This window comes from Xanthobacter aminoxidans (genome assembly GCF_023571765.1).
GTDB lineage: Bacteria > Pseudomonadota > Alphaproteobacteria > Rhizobiales > Xanthobacteraceae > Xanthobacter > Xanthobacter aminoxidans.
On sequence record NZ_JAMJXC010000008.1, the window covers coordinates 71,810 to 87,273 of the forward strand.

Below are 15,464 nucleotides of genomic sequence, written 5' to 3' on the forward strand. Positions count from 1 at the left end.
ACTTAAGAAAACCAAACCTTCCGGGACCAGCAGGAGCGAGCGAGATGATGCACAGACGAACTCTGGTGAAGAGCGTGGCCGCCCTCGGCCTCGCCACCCTTTTCGGCGCAGGCGCGGCCGTCGCGCAGGAGAAGATCAAGATCGGCGCCGCCGTCAGCCTCACCGGCAACTTCGCCCGCGAAGGCCATTTGCTGAAGAACGGCTACGCCTATTGGGAAAAGCTGGTGAATGACGCCGGCGGCATCAAGGTCGGCGACAAGAAGATGCCCGTCGAGGTCATCTATTACGACGACGAGAGCAAGCCGCAGACCTCCGCCCGCCTCACCGAGAAGCTCATCACCGAGGACGGCGTGGGCTTCATCCTCGGCCCGTATTCCTCCGGCATCGCCACCGCCACGGCAGCGATCAGCGAGAAGTACAAGGTCATCACCATGACCCCCATGGCGACGGCCGACAGCCTCTACCAGCGCGGCTACAAATACATCTTCTGTCCCGCGCCGCTGGCCTCGACCACGCTCGACCCCATGCTGGCGCTGCTGAAGACGGTGAAGGACCCGCCCAAGACCATCGCCATCGCCGGCCCCGACGACCTCTTCCCCAACGTGTTCGCCAGCGCCGCGCAGAAGAAGGCGGAGGCCGAGGGCCTGAAGGTGGTCTATTCCACCAAATATCCCAAGGGTTCGGCCGACCTCTCCTCCGTCGCCACGGCGCTGAAGGAGAGCAATCCGGACGTACTGATCCTCACCGGCTACGTCCAGGATTCCATCCTGCTCATCAAGACGCTGCAGACGCTGAAGGTGAACCCGAAGCTCATCGGCTTCGCTTTCGCGGTGGGCATCCCGGACTTCCTAAACGCTCTCGGCCCGGCGGCGGAAGACCTGTTCGGCGTGCAGATCTGGGACCCGGCGCTGACCTACAAGGGCCCGGTGGTCGCCGATAGCGCCGCCTACGTGGAGGGCTTTAAGAAGCAGTTCGGCGGCGAGGTGCCCACCTACATCACCGCAGCCGGCACGGCGGGCGCGCTCTCGCTCCAGCTCGCCATCGAGAAGGCCGGCAGCATCGACCCGGTAAAGGTGCGCGAGGCCATGCTCCAGCTCGACACCGACACCTTCTTCGGCCCGGTAAAGTACAACGATGCCGGCGTGGACGTGAAGGCCTCCGCCGTGGTCGCGCAGGTGCAGGGCGGCAAGGCGGTGCCGGTCTATCCCGCGGCCATCGCGGCGGCGCCGGTGGTCTATCCGCGCAAGCCCTTCCCGTGATCGTCGACGTCCACGCCCATGCCCTCTCGCGCGATTTCCTCGGCGAACTCGCGCGAGAGGGCGCCTTCGGCATCGAGACGTGCCCGGAAGGCTTCCGCTTCGCCGGCTACGGCCCCCTCGATCCGCTGCTGTTCGACACGGCGGGTCGGCTCGAAAGCCTGACGCGGCGTGAGATCGGCCTTCAGTTCGTCTCGCCGCCGCCGCGCGTGGTCTCCCATGCCGGCTGGGCGGCGGACGGCGCGTTCGCGCGGCGTCTGAATGCGCAGACGCTCGCCGCCGCACAGGAGGGCGGGAAGCGGCTCGGCGGTCTGGCCGTGCCGCCCATCGCGGAGCCGGAGCGCTGCGCGGAGGCCATCCGCCGCGCGCTGGACGAGGGACATATGGGGGTTGCCCTCCCGACCTCGGCGGCGGGGCGTCCGCTCGATGATCCGGCGTTTGAGCCCATGTGGGCGGAGTGCGCCCGGCAGGGCTGCATCGTCTTCATGCACCCCACCTCCGGCGTGGACCGGCCCGCGTTCGGCAGCTTCACCATGCTACAGCTCGTGGGCTGGCCCTCCGAGACCGCGCTGTGCGTGGCGCGGCTCATCTTCGCGGGCGTTCTGGAGCGCCATCCCGGATTGAAGCTCGTGCTGGCTCATGGCGGCGGCACGCTGCCCATGCTCGCGGGCCGGCTCGACCTTGCCTATGAGGCACCGCTCTATGAGGCGAACACGGCGTGCCGTGCCCACATCAGCCGGCCGCCATCCCATTATCTCGGCCAGCTCTATTACGACACGGTGGTCGCTCACCCCACCGTGCTGGATTTCCTGCTGAAGCTGGTCGGACCCGAGCGCGTCGTCTTCGGCACCGACTTCCCGTTCGAGATCGGCGATGCGGAAGGCGCAAAAGCCCTCGCCGCGCTGGACCGGCGAAGCGAGGAGGTGCGCGCCCGCGTGCTCTCCAACGGCGCACAACTCATGGGCCTCGCCTAAGACGGCCGAGCCGAGGGGCGGGGCGCCGGCCTGCGAGGCCCCGCCCCCGCCTGGGTCGATATCCAGAGGCCAGCGAGGATGGCCGCGCCACCCACCATCTGCATCGGCGTGATGGCCTCACCCAGGAGCGTCGCGGAGAGCGCGACCGTCGCCAGCGGCGAGAAATAGAGGAAGGGGCCGGCGCGCGCCGCGCCCACCCGCGCGGCGCCATAGATCCAGAAGAGGTTGCCGAGCAGCGTCGGTCCCGCCGCGATGTAAAGCACCGTCAGCGTGACGGGCTCCACCTTTAGGCCGCTCGTGAAGGGATCCTGCCCGCCGAGAAGGAGAAAGACCGCGTAGACGGGACAGAAAACCAGCACGAAGCCGGCGAGCGCCGTCAGCGCCGTCAGGCTCAGGGCCGAGATGCCGATGGGGTTCTGCCCCAGGCTGTAGGTGTAGAAGGCGAACAGCACAGCGGCGGTGATCGAGCAAAGATTGCCCGCGCCGAAATGGAAGACCGCGAGGCCCGTCGGGAGCCCCTTCATCAAAACCAGTGTGACCCCGGCCATGGCAATGAGGATGCCGCCGATCTGCGCGAGCCGCGGCCTTGTGCGCCCGACGACCGTGGCGATCAGCAGCACCCAGATGGGGGTCGTCGCATTCAGGAGGCCGACTTCCAGCGCCGGGCTGAGATAGGCGCCCGCGTAAAGGCTCACCGAGAAGAGGCCGACGCCCACCAGCCCCAGCAGCGCGATGCGCCCGGCATTGCGGCGGATCGCGGCGCGCTCGCGCAGCAGCCCGGGCAGAGCGATGGGCAACAGCAGGACGAGCGCGATCGCCCAGCGCCAGAAGACGAGGGAAGGCAGCGGCAGGGCATCATGGATCGCCCGCGCCGCTGCGTGGTTGCTGCCCCACAAAAGGGCCGTGGCCAGCAAGGCGAGGATGGCGGAGACGGGCGCCTTCGCCTCGACCGCCACCTCAGTGACCGGAGCCGCCACCGCCGCGCTGCGACACATGCCAGGGCAGCAGCAGGCGCTCGCACGCCTCGACGACGAAGAACAGCGCCGTGCCCAGCAGGCCGAGCAGCATGAGGCAGACGAACACCCGCGGGGTGTCGAACTGACCCTGCGCAGTGAGGATGGCGAAGCCCAACCCCTCCGACCCCGCCACGAACTCGCCCACGATGGCACCGACCAGCGCGAAGGAGATCGCCACCTTCAAGCCCGCGAAGATGCTCGGCAAGGCATTCGGAAAGCGGATCTTGCGCAGGATGGCGAAGGACGAGGCCCGGCTGGCGCGGGCAAGGTTCACCATGTCCGGATCCACCGACCTCAGGCCCAGCACCGCGTCGATGACGACGGAGAACAGCGCCAGCATGAGTGCGATGGCGATCTTGGGCTCCACGCCCGTGCCCATCCAGATCACGAACAGCGGGGCCAGCGCCACTTTCGGCACGCTGTTGAGCGCGACGAGCAGCGTATAGACCGTGCGCTCGATGAACTTCGAATGGACGATGCCCACCGCCAGCGCGAGCCCCAGCACCACGGCGAGGCCGAAGCCCGCGAGGGTGGTGTAGAGCGTGAAGGCGGACATCTGGAGGAAATAGCCCGGCGACAGCAGGAATTCCTGCCAGATGACGCTGGGCGCCGGCAGGATGATGGGCGCCGGCTTGAAGACGTAGACCGCCGCCTCCCACAGGACGAGCACCGCAATCAGCAGGCCCACCACCATGCCCACTTCCACCAGCGAGGTGGGCAGGCGCTGGGGCATGGGCGGATCGAGAGTCTCGGTGGCGCTATTCTGGGTGGCGCTGTTTCCAGAACCGCTCATGGGGCATCGTCCTTCAGCACGCCGAGGCTGGCGAAGAGGTGGCGGACACGGGCGACATAGCGGCCGAACTCCGGGCTTTCCCGCATGGCGAGATGCCGGGGCCGGGGAAGGTCGATGTCGATGACCTCGACGATCCGGCCCGGATTGCGGTCCATGATGACCACCCGGTCGGAGAGGAAGATGGCCTCGGTGATGCCGTGGGTCACGAACACCACGGTCTTGCGCGTGTCCTGCCAGATGCGCGCGAGTTCGAGGTTGAGATCGTCGCGCGTCATGGCATCGAGGGCGCCGAACGGCTCGTCCATCAGCAGAAGCTTGGGATCACACAGCAGCGCCCGGCAGATGGCGGCGCGCTGGCGCATGCCGCCGGAAAGCTCCCAGGGATGACGGCTTTCAAATCCGCCGAGCCCGAAGCGCCCGAGCAGCGCCAGCGCGCGCTCGCGCACCGCCGGCCCCTTGAGCCCGGCGAACTCCGCCGTGATGAGCACGTTGTCCAGGATGGTGCGCCAGTCCAGCAGCACGTCGCGCTGGAACACGATGCCCATGTCCTTCGGCGGGGCGGCAAGCACCTGGCCGTCCACGCGGATCGTCCCGGCGCTCGTGCCTTCGAGGCCGGCGATGCATTTGAGCAGCGTGGACTTTCCGCAGCCGCTCGGTCCGAGGATGGAGACGAACTCCCCCTCGTTGACCTCAAGATCGATGCCCCTCAGCGCGGTGACGGGGCCGCGCGGCGAGCCATACGTCTTGCGCAAGCCGGAGATGGAGAGATAGGCCATGGTGGCGTCCGTCATCGAGGCGACGTGCGCGTTCACTGAATGAACTCGTTGGTGAAGTAGGTGGCCGGGTCCGTGCCGGGCTTGATCGCGCCCGCGTCCACCGCCGACTTCGCCGCCTTCGCCCAATCGTCCGGCGACTGGTAGCCGATGGGCTTGCCCTTGGTGTTGGGCGTGTCGAAGAAGTCGAAGGTGAGCTTGATCTGGTCGGCCAGCACCTTCTTGTCCAGCTTGGCGTTGGGGCGCTGCTTGATGATGGCGTCGGCCGCCTCGTCGATATGGCCGTCGCGGATGTAGGCCCACGCCTTCTGCTGCACCTGGACCAGCTTCTTCAGCGCGTCCTTTCGGGTGTCGATGGTCTTCTCGGTGGCGATGAGGCCGTAGCTCGGGAAGGTGATGCCCACGTCTTCGGCAAGGATCGCCTTGGAGGGCCGGTTGGCGGCGGCCACGGGAATGGCGGAGGGCTCGGTGGACATCAGGCCGTCGGCGCGCTTGGCGGTGTAGGTGCCCCACACGGCAGACGGATCGACGAACATCACATTGACGGTGGTGCGGTCGAGGCCGCCCTGCTTGAGCCAGTAGTCGATGAAGGGCGCCCAGGGGCTCGCGGCGAAGACCACAAGGCTCTTGCCCTTGAAGTCGGCGACCTTGGCGACGGGCGAATCCTGATCGACGAGGACCGCGAGATCGGTCCGCTTGTCGAAGCCGGCGAAGGCCTTGGCGGTGGAGCCGTTCTCCCGCGCCTGCGGCAGCAGGCCGACCTGGATCTGGCCGACATCCGCCTGCCCCGCATTCACCAGCTGAAGCGTGTTGCCGGAGCCGCGACCGTCCTGAATATCCACGTCGAGGCCGGCATCCTTGAACCACCCCTTTTCCTTGGCGAGGTGCATGCCCGCATGCACGCCCCAGGGCGAGAAATCGAGACGGATCGTCATCTTCTCCTCCGCCGCGGCAGGGCCGGCGGCGAGCGGGCCGGCGAGCAGGGCGGTGGCGGCGGCAGCCCGGACGAGGCGGGCGGCGATGGACGTCATCTTCATTATTGCGATCCCCTCTTCGGCATCGAAATGAGACTATATGGTCCAATATGCCTTGCAAGAGGATTTATGCACCAATCGCAGCAAATGGTTTGTGCAGTTCGTCTCTTGACGCGAATGAGGATCCTAACTAACCATTTGGTCCAATAACGAAGGAGATATGTCGTGGGGACACTCACCGGCCTGGAGCGCACCTCGACCGGCGCCCGCATCGGCGTCGATATCGGCGGCACCTTCACGGACCTTGTGCTCGCGGATGGACGCGGCGCAGTGTTCCACCGCAAGGTCGCCTCGACCCCCGCGGCGCCCGAGCAAGCAGTTCTGGAGGGCGTCGCCGCCATCATCGCCGATGCCCGGCTGACGCCCGGCGAGGTGACGGAGGTGGTGCACGGCACCACCGTGGGCTCCAACACCCTGCTGCAGAAGGTCGGCGCCCCCACCGGCCTCATCACCACCAAGGGCTTTCGCGATGTGCTGGAGATCGGCCGGCTGCGCACGCCATCCATGTTCGATCTCCAGTGGGAAAAGCCGGTTCCGCTGGTTGCCCGCCGCCATCGCAAGGAGGTGTCCGAGCGCATCGCGGCCGACGGCACCATCCTCGTGCCGCTGGATGAGGCAGCCGTGCTCGAAGCCGCGCAGGAGCTGGTCGACGCGGGCATCTTCTCCTTCGCCGTCTGCTTCCTCAACAGCTACCGCAATCCCGCGCACGAGCAGCGCGCCGCCACCCTGATCGCCGAGCACTTCCCGCAGGTGCGCGTCACGAGCTCCATCTCGGTGCTGCCCGAGGCGAAGGAATATGAGCGCACCAGCACCACCGTCGTGAACGCTTACGTGCGGCCGGTGCTCGAAGCCTATCTCACGCGCCTGGAGCGCGGCTTGGCCGATGCCGGCATCGATGCGCCCCTGCTGGTCTGCAATTCCAACGGCGCCCTCGCCTCGTCAGGCACCGCGCGGGAAAAGCCGGTGTTCTTCATCTCGTCCGGCCGGGCGGCCGGCGTGGTCGGGGGCTCGCGCCTCGGCGAGGCGCTGGACATCAAGGATCTCGTCGTCTTCGACATGGGCGGCACCACCGCCTCCGCCTCGCTGGTGCAGAACGGCGAGCTGACGCGCGTGAGCGAATACGAATTCCGCGCCGGCATCTCCACGCCCAGCCGCTTCATCAAGGCCGGCGGCTACATGATGAGCGTGCCCACCGTGGACGTGGCCGAAGTCGGTTCCGGCGCCGGCTCCATCGCCTATGTGGACCAGGGCGGGCTGATGCGCGTCGGTCCCGTCTCGGCCGGTGCCGACCCGGGCCCCGCCTGTTACGGCATCGGCGGCTCGCGGCCCACGGTGACGGACGCCAATCTCCTGCTCGGATACCTTCCCGCCCAGCTCGCCGGCGGCTCGCGCGCCCTCTCGGTGGAGGCGGCCCGCACGGCCATCGCCCGCGATCTCGCCGACCCGTTCGGCCTGACGCCGGAGGATGCCGCCTGCGGCGTGCGCGACGTGGTGAACGCCAACATGGCCCGCGCCATCCGCGCGGTGACGGTGGAGCGCGGCGTCGATCCGCGCGACTTCACGCTGGTGGCCATCGGCGGCTCGGGCCCTGTCCATGCGGCGGACATCGCGCGCCTTTTGTCCATGCCCCGCGTGCTGGTGCCCGCCTCGCCCGGCGTGTTCACCGCCATGGGCATGCTGGCGGGCGATGTGGAGCGCTATTTCATCCGTCCGTTCGCCGTGAAGCTCGCCGATTTCCAGCCGGCCGAGGCGGAGACCGCCTTCGCTGCGCTGGAGGCCGATGCCCGCGCCGCCCTCGCGGGCGAGGACGTGGCCGAGCACCTGATGAGTGTGACGCGCGAGGTGGACATGCGCTTCCGTGGCCAGGAAATGTCCCTCTCCGTGCCCTATCTGGCCGACCGGGATGCGCTTCACGCGGCCTTCAAGGCGGCCTATGAGGCCATCTACAGCTACTCCTCCTCCGACACCATCGAGGTGGTGAGTCTGCGGGTGATCGGCCGAGGCCTCAGGCCCGGCAAGATCGACTTCCGCGCCGCCCATGCTCGTGGGGAAGGTTCGAGTGAGCCGGAGAGCATCCGCAAGGTCTATTACGGCGCGGATCAGGGCCACATCGACACGCCGGTCTATGTGCGCACGCGCTGCCCCGCCCGCATCGTCGGCCCCGCCGTCATCGAGGGGGCGGACAGCACCGTGGTGGTGCCCCCCGGCGCCACCGCCGAGGCGGATGCCCACGCCAATCTCCTGATCACCCTCGCCTGACGAGATCGCGCCATGCTCGACCAGACCGACAAGACCATCGATCCCGTCACCTTCGCGGTGCTCAAGAGCGCGTTCGAATCCATCGTGGACGACATGGCCTACACGGTCATGCGCACCGCCCGCTCCCCTATCGTGCGCGACGTGCTCGATTATTCCGCCACCATGTGCGACGCAAAGGGGCGCATCCTCGCCCAGGCGAAGACGGTGGCGCTGCATCTCGGCGCCGTGCCGGACGCCATGGAGGCGATCCAGCGCCACTATGGCGACGACCTCAATCCCGGCGACGTCATCATCCTGAACGACCCCTATGACGGCGGAATGCACCTGCCGGATATCTTCATGTTCAAGCCCATCTTCGATGGCGCGCAGCACATCGGCTATGCCGTCGTGATCTGCCACCATTGCGACGTGGGCGGCCGCGTGCCGGGTTCCAACGCCTCGGATTCCACCGAGATCTTCCAGGAGGGGCTGCGCATTCCGCCCTTGAAGCTGTTCGACAAGGGCGTGCGCAACAAGACGCTCTTCGACATCATCTCGAAGAATGTGCGCCTGCCCGATCTCGTCATCGGCGACCTCGAGGCGCAGCTCGCGACCTGCGCCCTGGGTGAGCGGGAGTTCCTGCGGCTCACCGAGAAGTACGGCATTCCGCTGGTGGAGAAGTTCCTCGCGGAGTTCCTGGACTATGGTGAGCGCCTCGTGCGCAAGGCCTTCGCCGCCTGGCCCGATGGCGCCTATTCCTTCACCGACTACATCGACGGCGACGGCTTCGACGAGAGCGAAATCCCGATCCATGTGACCATCACGGTCAAGGGCGACCACATCGGCGTGGATTTCGAAGGCTCGTCGCCGCAGGTGAAGGGCGCGATCAATTCCACGCTTTCCTTCGTCAAGTCGGCCACCTACCTCGCCGTGCGCTGCGTGCTCGATCCTGATGTGCCGAACAATGCGGGCCTCTATCGCTGCATCGACGTGAGCGCACCGAAGGGCAGCGTGCTCAACCCCGAATTCCCCGCGCCCGTCGCCGCGCGCGCCCTCACCGGCTACCGGGTGGTGGACACGGTGCTCGGCGCCCTGGCCGGCATCGTGCCCGAGCGGGTGTGCGCCGCAGGCGAAGGCGGCAACACGGTGGTCTGCCTCGGCGGCTACGACACCGAAACCCGCGAGCCCTTCATCGTGGTGGACATGATCAACGGCGCGCTCGGGGCACGGGCGACACGGGACGGCATCGACGCGGTCACGAACCCCTCGCAGAACATGTCGAACATGCCGGTCGAGATCATGGAGGCGACCTATCCGCTCATGATCGAGGAATATGCGCTGCGCGACGATTCCTGCGGCGCCGGCCGCACGCGGGGCGGTCTCGGCGTGGTCCGTCAGTATCGCTTGCTGGCCGATGAGGCGGTGATGCAGCTGCGCGCAGACCGCTATGCCCATGCGCCGTACGGCCTGTTCGGCGGCAAGCCGGGCGCGCTCTCGCGCAATCTCCTGTCCGAGGCCGGCAATTTCGAGCTGCTGGCCAGCAAGGTCACGCGCAACGTGACCAAGGGCACGGTGATCCGCCACGAGCAGGCCGGGGGCGGCGGCTATGGCGATCCCCTGACGCGCCCGCCGGAAGCCGTGCTGGAGGATGTGCTGGACGGCAAGATCAGCCCCGCTTATGCCCGCGACGGCTTCGGCGTGCTGGTGGTGAACGGTGCCGTCGATGCCCACGCGACAGCCGCGCTGCGCAGCGCCATGGCAGGGAACGGATCATGAGCACGGTGCCCGGCGATTTCTCCCGCTTCGCCATCAACCAGATCACCACGCCCTCCCTCTCCCTCGCGGAGGCGGTGGACACCTACGCCCGCCACGGCGCGCGCGGCATCGGGGTCTGGAACCAGTATCTGGACGGCATCGCCCCGGCCGCCGCCGGCCGGCTGATCCGCGACGCCGGGCTGTTCGTGCCCTGCCTGTGCACGACGGCGTGGGTCAATCTGGCCGATCCCCTCGCCCGTGCGGCGGCCATCGACGAGAACCGCAGGCGGCTCGACGCGGCACACGATCTCGGCGCAACGTGCCTCGTCGTGGTGCCCGGCGGCCTTGCCACCGGCGAGAAGGACATCGGCGCGGCCCGCGACCGGGTGGCGGACGCGCTGGCCGAGCTTCTGCCCCATGCCCGCGCCGCTGGCGTCGCCCTCGGCCTCGAACCCCTGCATCCCATGTTCGCGGCCGATCGCTCTTGCCTCAACACCTTCCGCCATTGCCTCGACCTGGTCGAGGTCATGGGCGCGGGTACCGGCATCGTGGCCGACGTGTACCATTGCTGGTGGGATCCGGACTTCGCGGCGGGCCTGAAGGCAGCCGGCGCCGCGCGCATCCTCACCTTCCACCTGTGCGACTGGCTGGTGCCGACGCGGGATGTCTATCAGGACCGCGGCATGGTGGGCGACGGCGTCATCGACATCGCCTTCTATCGCCGTCTCCTGGACGAGCTCGCATATGACGGCCCGTTCGAGATCGAGATCTTCTCGAAGCTCGACTGGTGGACCCGTGATGCCGCCGAAACGACGCGCATCAGCCTGGAACGGTGCGAGCCGTTCGTCGCACCACGCGCCCGCGCGGCAGTTTGCGGTTGACGCAGCCGATGTCACGCATCCTCATGACATCATGGTCGAAAAGGAAGGCTCGGTCGTGAGCGAGAAGCCCCGCAAGCGCGATTCCATCGGAACGCAGGACAAGATCCTCGCGGCTGCGCAGATGGAGTTTGCCCGGCGGGGGTACGATGGGGCGCGGGTGGACGCCATCATCGCTCGCGCCAAGATCAGCAAAAACCTGCTCTATCATCACTTCAGCTCCAAGGAGGAGCTGTACGTGAAGGTGCTGGAGCGCACCTACGAGGCCATGCGCCGCCGGCAGGAGGAAATCCCCCTCACTGGTCTGGAGCCCGTGGCGGCGATCCGCCGCCTGTGCGACGCGACGTTCCAGACCTTCATCGAGGAGCCCGAGGTCATCGTGATGATGAACTCGGAGAACATCCATCGCGGGCGCCATGTCGCCAAGTCGCCGATCATCCGCCAGCTTTACAGCCGCCTCGCTGGCGCCGTGGATGCCATCCTGCGGGAGGGTGAGCGCAAGGGGGTGTTCCGGCCGGGCGTGGACGCCATCGATCTCTACATCTCCATCTCGGCGATGGGCTATTTCTACATCTCGAACCGCTTCACTTTGTCCATGATCTTTGACCGCGACCTGATGCGCCCGGATTTTCTGGAGCAGCACAGGAAGACCATCATCGACATGACCCTCGCCTATCTCACCGAGGGCGCCCCCAACCCGCCGGCCGACGGCAGCGAGGCGCCGCAAGGGGCTTCGGGGAACGCGATACCCCAACCCGAAATCGCGGCGCCCGGCCGCAGGAAGCGCGTGATCGCCAAGGTCTGACGCCCGCCCGCCGACGCAAAAGCGCGACACCGCCCCCGAGGAAGCACGACACGATATGCCGACCCCGCCTTCCACCGCGCCCGATAGCCTTCTCATGGCCGGAGGGCTGGCCACCGCCTTCCGCTCCATACCGCAGGACGAGGCGGTCGCCGTCCTCACCCGCCACTTCGGCGTGGCGGGGACTTTGACGCGGCTCGATACCGAGAAGGACGATACCTTCCTCGTGAACGGCGCGCGGGGCCGCCACATCGCCAAATTCTCCAATCCGGATGAGGACCCGCGCGAGATCTCGCTGCAAGCCGAACTGCTCGATCACGTGGCCAAGGCCGATCCTCTCCTGCCGGTGCCTCGGGTAGTGCGGACGCTGGGGGGCGAGGCGTTCCTGTCGCACGAGGACGGACACGGGCAGGTTCGGCTGGTGCGGGTGCTGACCTATCTCGAGGGCACGCCGCTCGACCGGCTTGAGGCGACGGGAGAGGAGCGCGAGAAGCTGGGGGGCATCCTCGCCCGCCTGCGTCTGGCCATGGCCCGCTTCTCCCACCCCCACGACACCCGCGAGATCGCCTGGGACGTGCAGCATCTGCCCAAGCTTGCCTTCCTGGTGGAACGGATGGAGGACAGGGACCGCCGTCGCCAGCTCGAACGCGGGCTCGATCGCTTCATCACGCTGCAAGGCCGGCTCGCGGCCTGCCGCACGCAGGTCCTGCACAATGATTTCAGCCGCTCCAACGTGGTGGTGGATCGCGGACGGCCGCAGTTTATCTCCGGCATCATCGATTTCGGCGACGTCGTGCGCACCGCCATCGTCATCGACCTCTCGACCGCGCTTCTCAACCAGCTCAGCCCGGTGGGATCGGATGGCATGTTCGACGCCGGCCGCGACCTGTTGCGCGGCTACCTCGGCGTGGCCGACCTGACGCCGGACGAACTGCGGCTTCTGCCGCACATGATCATGGCCCGCGTGGTGGCCCGCGCGCTCATCACCACCTGGCGGGCGGAACAGTTCCCCGACAACGCGACCTACATCCTGCGCAACACGCACCAGAGCTGGTCGCAGCTGGACCATTTCCTCAGCCGCTCCATCGAGGAGGTCAGCGAGACCTTTCTCAGCGTTCGACCCCGCATTCAGTCCGCCACGTGAAGGAGGCGTTTCCGACATGACCCAGGTGAAGGAACGCAAGACCAACGTCGGGATGGTGAACGGCTTCGATCCGTCCAACATCTCCGCCCTCGATCCCGCGACACGGGACATGGTGGCGCGCCGTCAGGCGCTGCTCGGCCCGGCCTACCGCCTCATGTATGCCCATCCGGTGGAGATCAAGCGCGCGAAAGGCACCCTTCTCTGGGACAGCGCCGGCAACGAATATCTCGACGCCTACAACAACGTCGTGTCCGTCGGCCACTGCCATCCCCGGGTGGTTGAAGCGGTCTACGAGCAGATGCAGACCCTGTGCACGCATACGCGATATCTGCAGGACGGCATTCTGGACTTCGCGGACCAGATCGTGCCGACCTTCGGCGACCCCATCCGCCACATCATGTTCACCTGCACCGGGTCGGAGGCCAACGACCTCGCGCTGCGGATCGCCATGCACCACACCGGGCGCAAGGGCATCGTCATCACGTCCGAGGCCTATACCGGCAATTCCTTCCTCACAGCCGGCCTGTCGCCGTCGCTCGGGAAGAAGTCGCCGCTCGGCGAGTGGGTCCGGCGCATTCCGGGGCCGGATTCCTACCGCATGAGCCACGCGGAGATCGCGGCGACGCTCATCCGCCAGCTGAAATACGAGATCGAGGAACTGGAGCGGCGGGGCGAGGGGCTGGCCGCCTTCATCGCCGATTCCCTGTTTTCGTCGGACGGCATCTATGCCGATCCGACCGACATTCTCGGACCCATCGCGGAGGTGGTGCGCGCCGCCGGAGGCGTGGTGATCGCCGATGAGGTGCAGGCGGGCTTCGGCCGTTCCGGAGACACGTTCTGGGGCTTCCAGCGCCACGGCCTTCAGCCGGATATCGTCACCATGGGCAAGCCCATGGGCAACGGCTTCCCCGTCGCCGCGGTAGCCGTCGCACCGCACGTCATCGAGCGTTTCGGCAACGAGATGCGCTATTTCAACACCTTCGGCGGCAATACCGTGGCCATCGCCGCCGCGCGGGCGACCTTCGATGTGCTGAAGTCGGAGGGGTTGCAGGAGAATGCCTCCCGCATCGGACAGATGATCCGGGAGGGCATCCGGGAGATCGCCAAATCCGATGAGCGGATCGGCGATATCAGGGGCGCGGGCCTCTATATCGGCGTGGAGTTCGTGAAGGACCGATCCACCAAGGAGCCAGACTCAGCGACCGCCCTCGCGGTGGTGGACGGGCTGCGCCAGCGCCGGGTGCTGATCTCGGCGACCGGGTATCACGCGAACACGCTGAAGATCCGGCCGCCGCTCGTGTTCTCGGCGGCGGATGCCGACCGCCTCCTCACCACCCTGGCCGAGACCTTGAAGGCCGTGTGATCGGGCCAGCCGCCGCAAAATCCTTGCGGCGGCTGGGCTTCACCGTCAGGCGGCGGCTTTCAGCGTGTCGGCGATGATCGAGACGATGGTGTCGATCTGCTCCTTCTCGACAATCAGGGGCGGCGACAAGGCGATGATATCGCCGGTGACGCGGATGAGGAGCCCCTTGCGGAAGCACTCGACGAAGACGTCATAGGCCCGCGCACCCGGTGCTCCGTCACGCGAGCGAAGCTCGATGGCGCCGACGAGGCCGAGGTTGCGGATATCCGCCACGTGCGGCAGGCCCTTCAGGGAATGCAGGGCCTCCTGCCAATAGTCCGCAAGCGCCGCCCCGCGGGTCAGGAGCCCTTCCTCGGCATAGATGCCCAGCGTCGCGAGCCCAGCCGCGCACGCCACCGGATGGCCGGAATAGGTGTAGCCGTGGAACAGCTCGATCTGGCTTTCCGGGCCGGTCATGAGACCGTCGTGGACCTTCCGCGAGGCGAAGACGGCGCCCATGGGAATGGCGCCGTTGGTCAGGCCCTTGGCGGTGGTCACGATATCGGGCGTGACGCCGAAATAGTCCGTCGCGAACGGCGTGCCGAGGCGGCCGAAGCCGGTGATGACTTCGTCGAAGATCAGCAGGATGCCGTACTTGTCGGCGATGGCCCGCAGGCGCTCCAGATACCCCTTCGGCGGCAGGATGACGCCGGCCGACCCGGCCATGGGCTCGACGATGACGGCCGCGATGGTCTCGGCGCCGTGCAGGGCGACCAGCCGCTCCAGATCCTCGGCCAGCTCGATACCATGGGCCGGCAGGCCCTTCGAGAAAGCGTTGCGCTCGGTGTCGAGCGTGTGGCGCATATGGTCGGCGGGGATCTGCGGGAAAACCCTGCGGTTGTTGACGAGGCCGCCCACCGAAATGCCGCCGAACCCGACGCCGTGGTAGCCCTTCTCACGGCCGATGACGCGGGTGCGGGTGCCCTGCCCGATCGCCCTCTGATAGGCGATGGCGATCTTGAGCGCCGTATCCACCGATTCCGAACCCGAGCCGGTAAAGAACACGCGGTCGAGACCGCCCTCCTTCCCGCCCGGCGCGATGGCGGCGAGCTTCTCGGCGAAGGCGAAGACGATGGGATGGCCCATCTGGAAAGTGGGCGCGAAATCGAGTTCGCCCAGTTGGCGCGCGACCGCCTCCGCAATCTCCTTGCGGCCATGGCCGGCATTGACGCACCAAAGCCCGGCAGTACCGTCCAGAACCGTGTTGCCGTCGATATCGGTGTAGTACATGCCCTGCGCGCCCGACAGCAGCCGGGGTGCGGCCTTGAACTGGCGGTTCGCCGTGAACGGCATCCAGAAATTCTCGAGATTGGGCTGGTTGGTCCGGACGTGAAGGGTCATGCCGCTCTCCTCATGGCTGCCTTCACATCGGCCAATTGGCGAGACTGAACAAGTCGTT

Annotated in this window: 13 protein-coding genes; 8 read left to right on the forward strand and 5 right to left on the reverse strand. The window is 67.2% G+C overall.

Annotated elements, in window-relative coordinates; all coding sequences use genetic code 11:
* Positions 1-44: 44 nt before the first annotated feature.
* Positions 45-1,259, forward strand: coding sequence for an amino acid ABC transporter substrate-binding protein (locus tag EJ105_RS13935; protein ID WP_250166797.1), 1,215 nt, complete (start codon positions 45-47; stop codon positions 1,257-1,259).
* The gene (locus EJ105_RS13940) at positions 1,256-2,230 is read left to right on the forward strand and encodes an amidohydrolase family protein (protein WP_250166798.1); all 975 of its coding nucleotides are present in this window, start codon (positions 1,256-1,258) and stop codon (positions 2,228-2,230) included. Before EJ105_RS13935 ends, EJ105_RS13940 begins: the two co-directional genes overlap by 4 nt.
* Here EJ105_RS13940 and EJ105_RS13945 read toward each other — a convergent pair.
* The 4 genes from EJ105_RS13945 to EJ105_RS13960 are packed head-to-tail and all read right to left on the reverse strand — an operon-like array spanning position 2,227 to position 5,849.
* Positions 2,227-3,225, reverse strand: a complete 999-nt coding sequence (locus tag EJ105_RS13945; RefSeq protein WP_250166799.1) for a DMT family transporter — start codon at positions 3,223-3,225, stop codon at positions 2,227-2,229. The two genes, EJ105_RS13940 and EJ105_RS13945, sit on opposite strands and share 4 nt — an antisense overlap.
* Entirely contained in the window at positions 3,188-4,039 is an 852-nt protein-coding gene (locus EJ105_RS13950) for an ABC transporter permease (protein ID WP_245279358.1), read from the reverse strand. Before EJ105_RS13950 ends, EJ105_RS13945 begins: the two co-directional genes overlap by 38 nt.
* Positions 4,036-4,830: an ABC transporter ATP-binding protein gene (locus tag EJ105_RS13955; RefSeq protein WP_394042299.1), complete on the reverse strand. Its 795-nt coding sequence runs from the start codon at positions 4,828-4,830 to the stop codon at positions 4,036-4,038. Before EJ105_RS13955 ends, EJ105_RS13950 begins: the two co-directional genes overlap by 4 nt.
* A 17-nt stretch (positions 4,831-4,847) precedes the next feature.
* Positions 4,848-5,849 carry an ABC transporter substrate-binding protein gene (locus EJ105_RS13960; RefSeq protein WP_250166800.1) on the reverse strand — a complete coding sequence of 334 codons (1,002 nt, stop codon included), beginning with the start codon at positions 5,847-5,849 and terminating at the stop codon, positions 4,848-4,850.
* A gap of 162 nt (positions 5,850-6,011) precedes the next feature.
* On the opposite strand from EJ105_RS13960, the gene EJ105_RS13965 reads away from it, so the two are divergent.
* From EJ105_RS13965 to EJ105_RS13990, 6 genes are read left to right on the forward strand one after another with little or no spacing between them, the layout of a single operon-like run.
* Positions 6,012-8,105, forward strand: a complete 2,094-nt coding sequence (locus tag EJ105_RS13965; protein ID WP_250166801.1) for a hydantoinase/oxoprolinase family protein — start codon at positions 6,012-6,014, stop codon at positions 8,103-8,105.
* Between the two features lie 12 nt (positions 8,106-8,117).
* Entirely contained in the window at positions 8,118-9,860 is a 1,743-nt protein-coding gene (locus EJ105_RS13970; RefSeq protein WP_029557576.1) for a hydantoinase B/oxoprolinase family protein, read from the forward strand.
* Positions 9,857-10,720, forward strand: coding sequence for a sugar phosphate isomerase/epimerase family protein (locus EJ105_RS13975; protein WP_250166802.1), 864 nt, complete (start codon positions 9,857-9,859; stop codon positions 10,718-10,720). The genes EJ105_RS13970 and EJ105_RS13975 overlap by 4 nt, the downstream gene beginning before the upstream one ends.
* Before the next feature lie 55 nt (positions 10,721-10,775).
* Entirely contained in the window at positions 10,776-11,522 is a 747-nt protein-coding gene (locus tag EJ105_RS13980) for a TetR family transcriptional regulator (protein ID WP_250166803.1), read from the forward strand.
* Between the two features lie 55 nt (positions 11,523-11,577).
* Positions 11,578-12,663: a phosphotransferase gene (locus tag EJ105_RS13985; RefSeq protein WP_250166804.1), complete on the forward strand. Its 1,086-nt coding sequence runs from the start codon at positions 11,578-11,580 to the stop codon at positions 12,661-12,663.
* 16 nt (positions 12,664-12,679) lie between these two features.
* The gene (locus EJ105_RS13990) at positions 12,680-14,026 is read left to right on the forward strand and encodes an aspartate aminotransferase family protein (RefSeq protein WP_250166805.1); all 1,347 of its coding nucleotides are present in this window, start codon (positions 12,680-12,682) and stop codon (positions 14,024-14,026) included.
* Positions 14,027-14,071: 45 nt separating this feature from the next.
* Here EJ105_RS13990 and aptA read toward each other — a convergent pair whose 3' ends face one another.
* Positions 14,072-15,406, reverse strand: a complete 1,335-nt coding sequence (gene aptA / locus EJ105_RS13995) for an omega-aminotransferase AptA (RefSeq protein WP_250166806.1) — start codon at positions 15,404-15,406, stop codon at positions 14,072-14,074.
* Positions 15,407-15,464 lie beyond the last annotated feature (58 nt).

Excerpts from the sequence above, each read along its gene's own strand:
- EJ105_RS13975 (WP_250166802.1), top strand. The coding sequence starts at position 9,857 with ATGAGCACGGTGCCCGGCGATTTCTCCCGCTTCGCCATCAACCAGATC.
- EJ105_RS13955 (WP_394042299.1), bottom strand. The coding sequence starts at position 4,830 with ATGACGGACGCCACCATGGCCTATCTCTCCATCTCCGGCTTGCGCAAG.
- EJ105_RS13950 (WP_245279358.1), bottom strand. The coding sequence starts at position 4,039 with ATGAGCGGTTCTGGAAACAGCGCCACCCAGAATAGCGCCACCGAGACT.
- aptA (WP_250166806.1), bottom strand. The coding sequence starts at position 15,406 with ATGACCCTTCACGTCCGGACCAACCAGCCCAATCTCGAGAATTTCTGG.
- EJ105_RS13960 (WP_250166800.1), bottom strand. The coding sequence starts at position 5,849 with ATGAAGATGACGTCCATCGCCGCCCGCCTCGTCCGGGCTGCCGCCGCC.
- EJ105_RS13990 (WP_250166805.1), top strand. The coding sequence starts at position 12,680 with ATGACCCAGGTGAAGGAACGCAAGACCAACGTCGGGATGGTGAACGGC.
- EJ105_RS13985 (WP_250166804.1), top strand. The coding sequence starts at position 11,578 with ATGCCGACCCCGCCTTCCACCGCGCCCGATAGCCTTCTCATGGCCGGA.
- EJ105_RS13970 (WP_029557576.1), top strand. The coding sequence starts at position 8,118 with ATGCTCGACCAGACCGACAAGACCATCGATCCCGTCACCTTCGCGGTG.
- EJ105_RS13935 (WP_250166797.1), top strand. The coding sequence starts at position 45 with ATGATGCACAGACGAACTCTGGTGAAGAGCGTGGCCGCCCTCGGCCTC.
- EJ105_RS13945 (WP_250166799.1), bottom strand. The coding sequence starts at position 3,225 with ATGTGTCGCAGCGCGGCGGTGGCGGCTCCGGTCACTGAGGTGGCGGTC.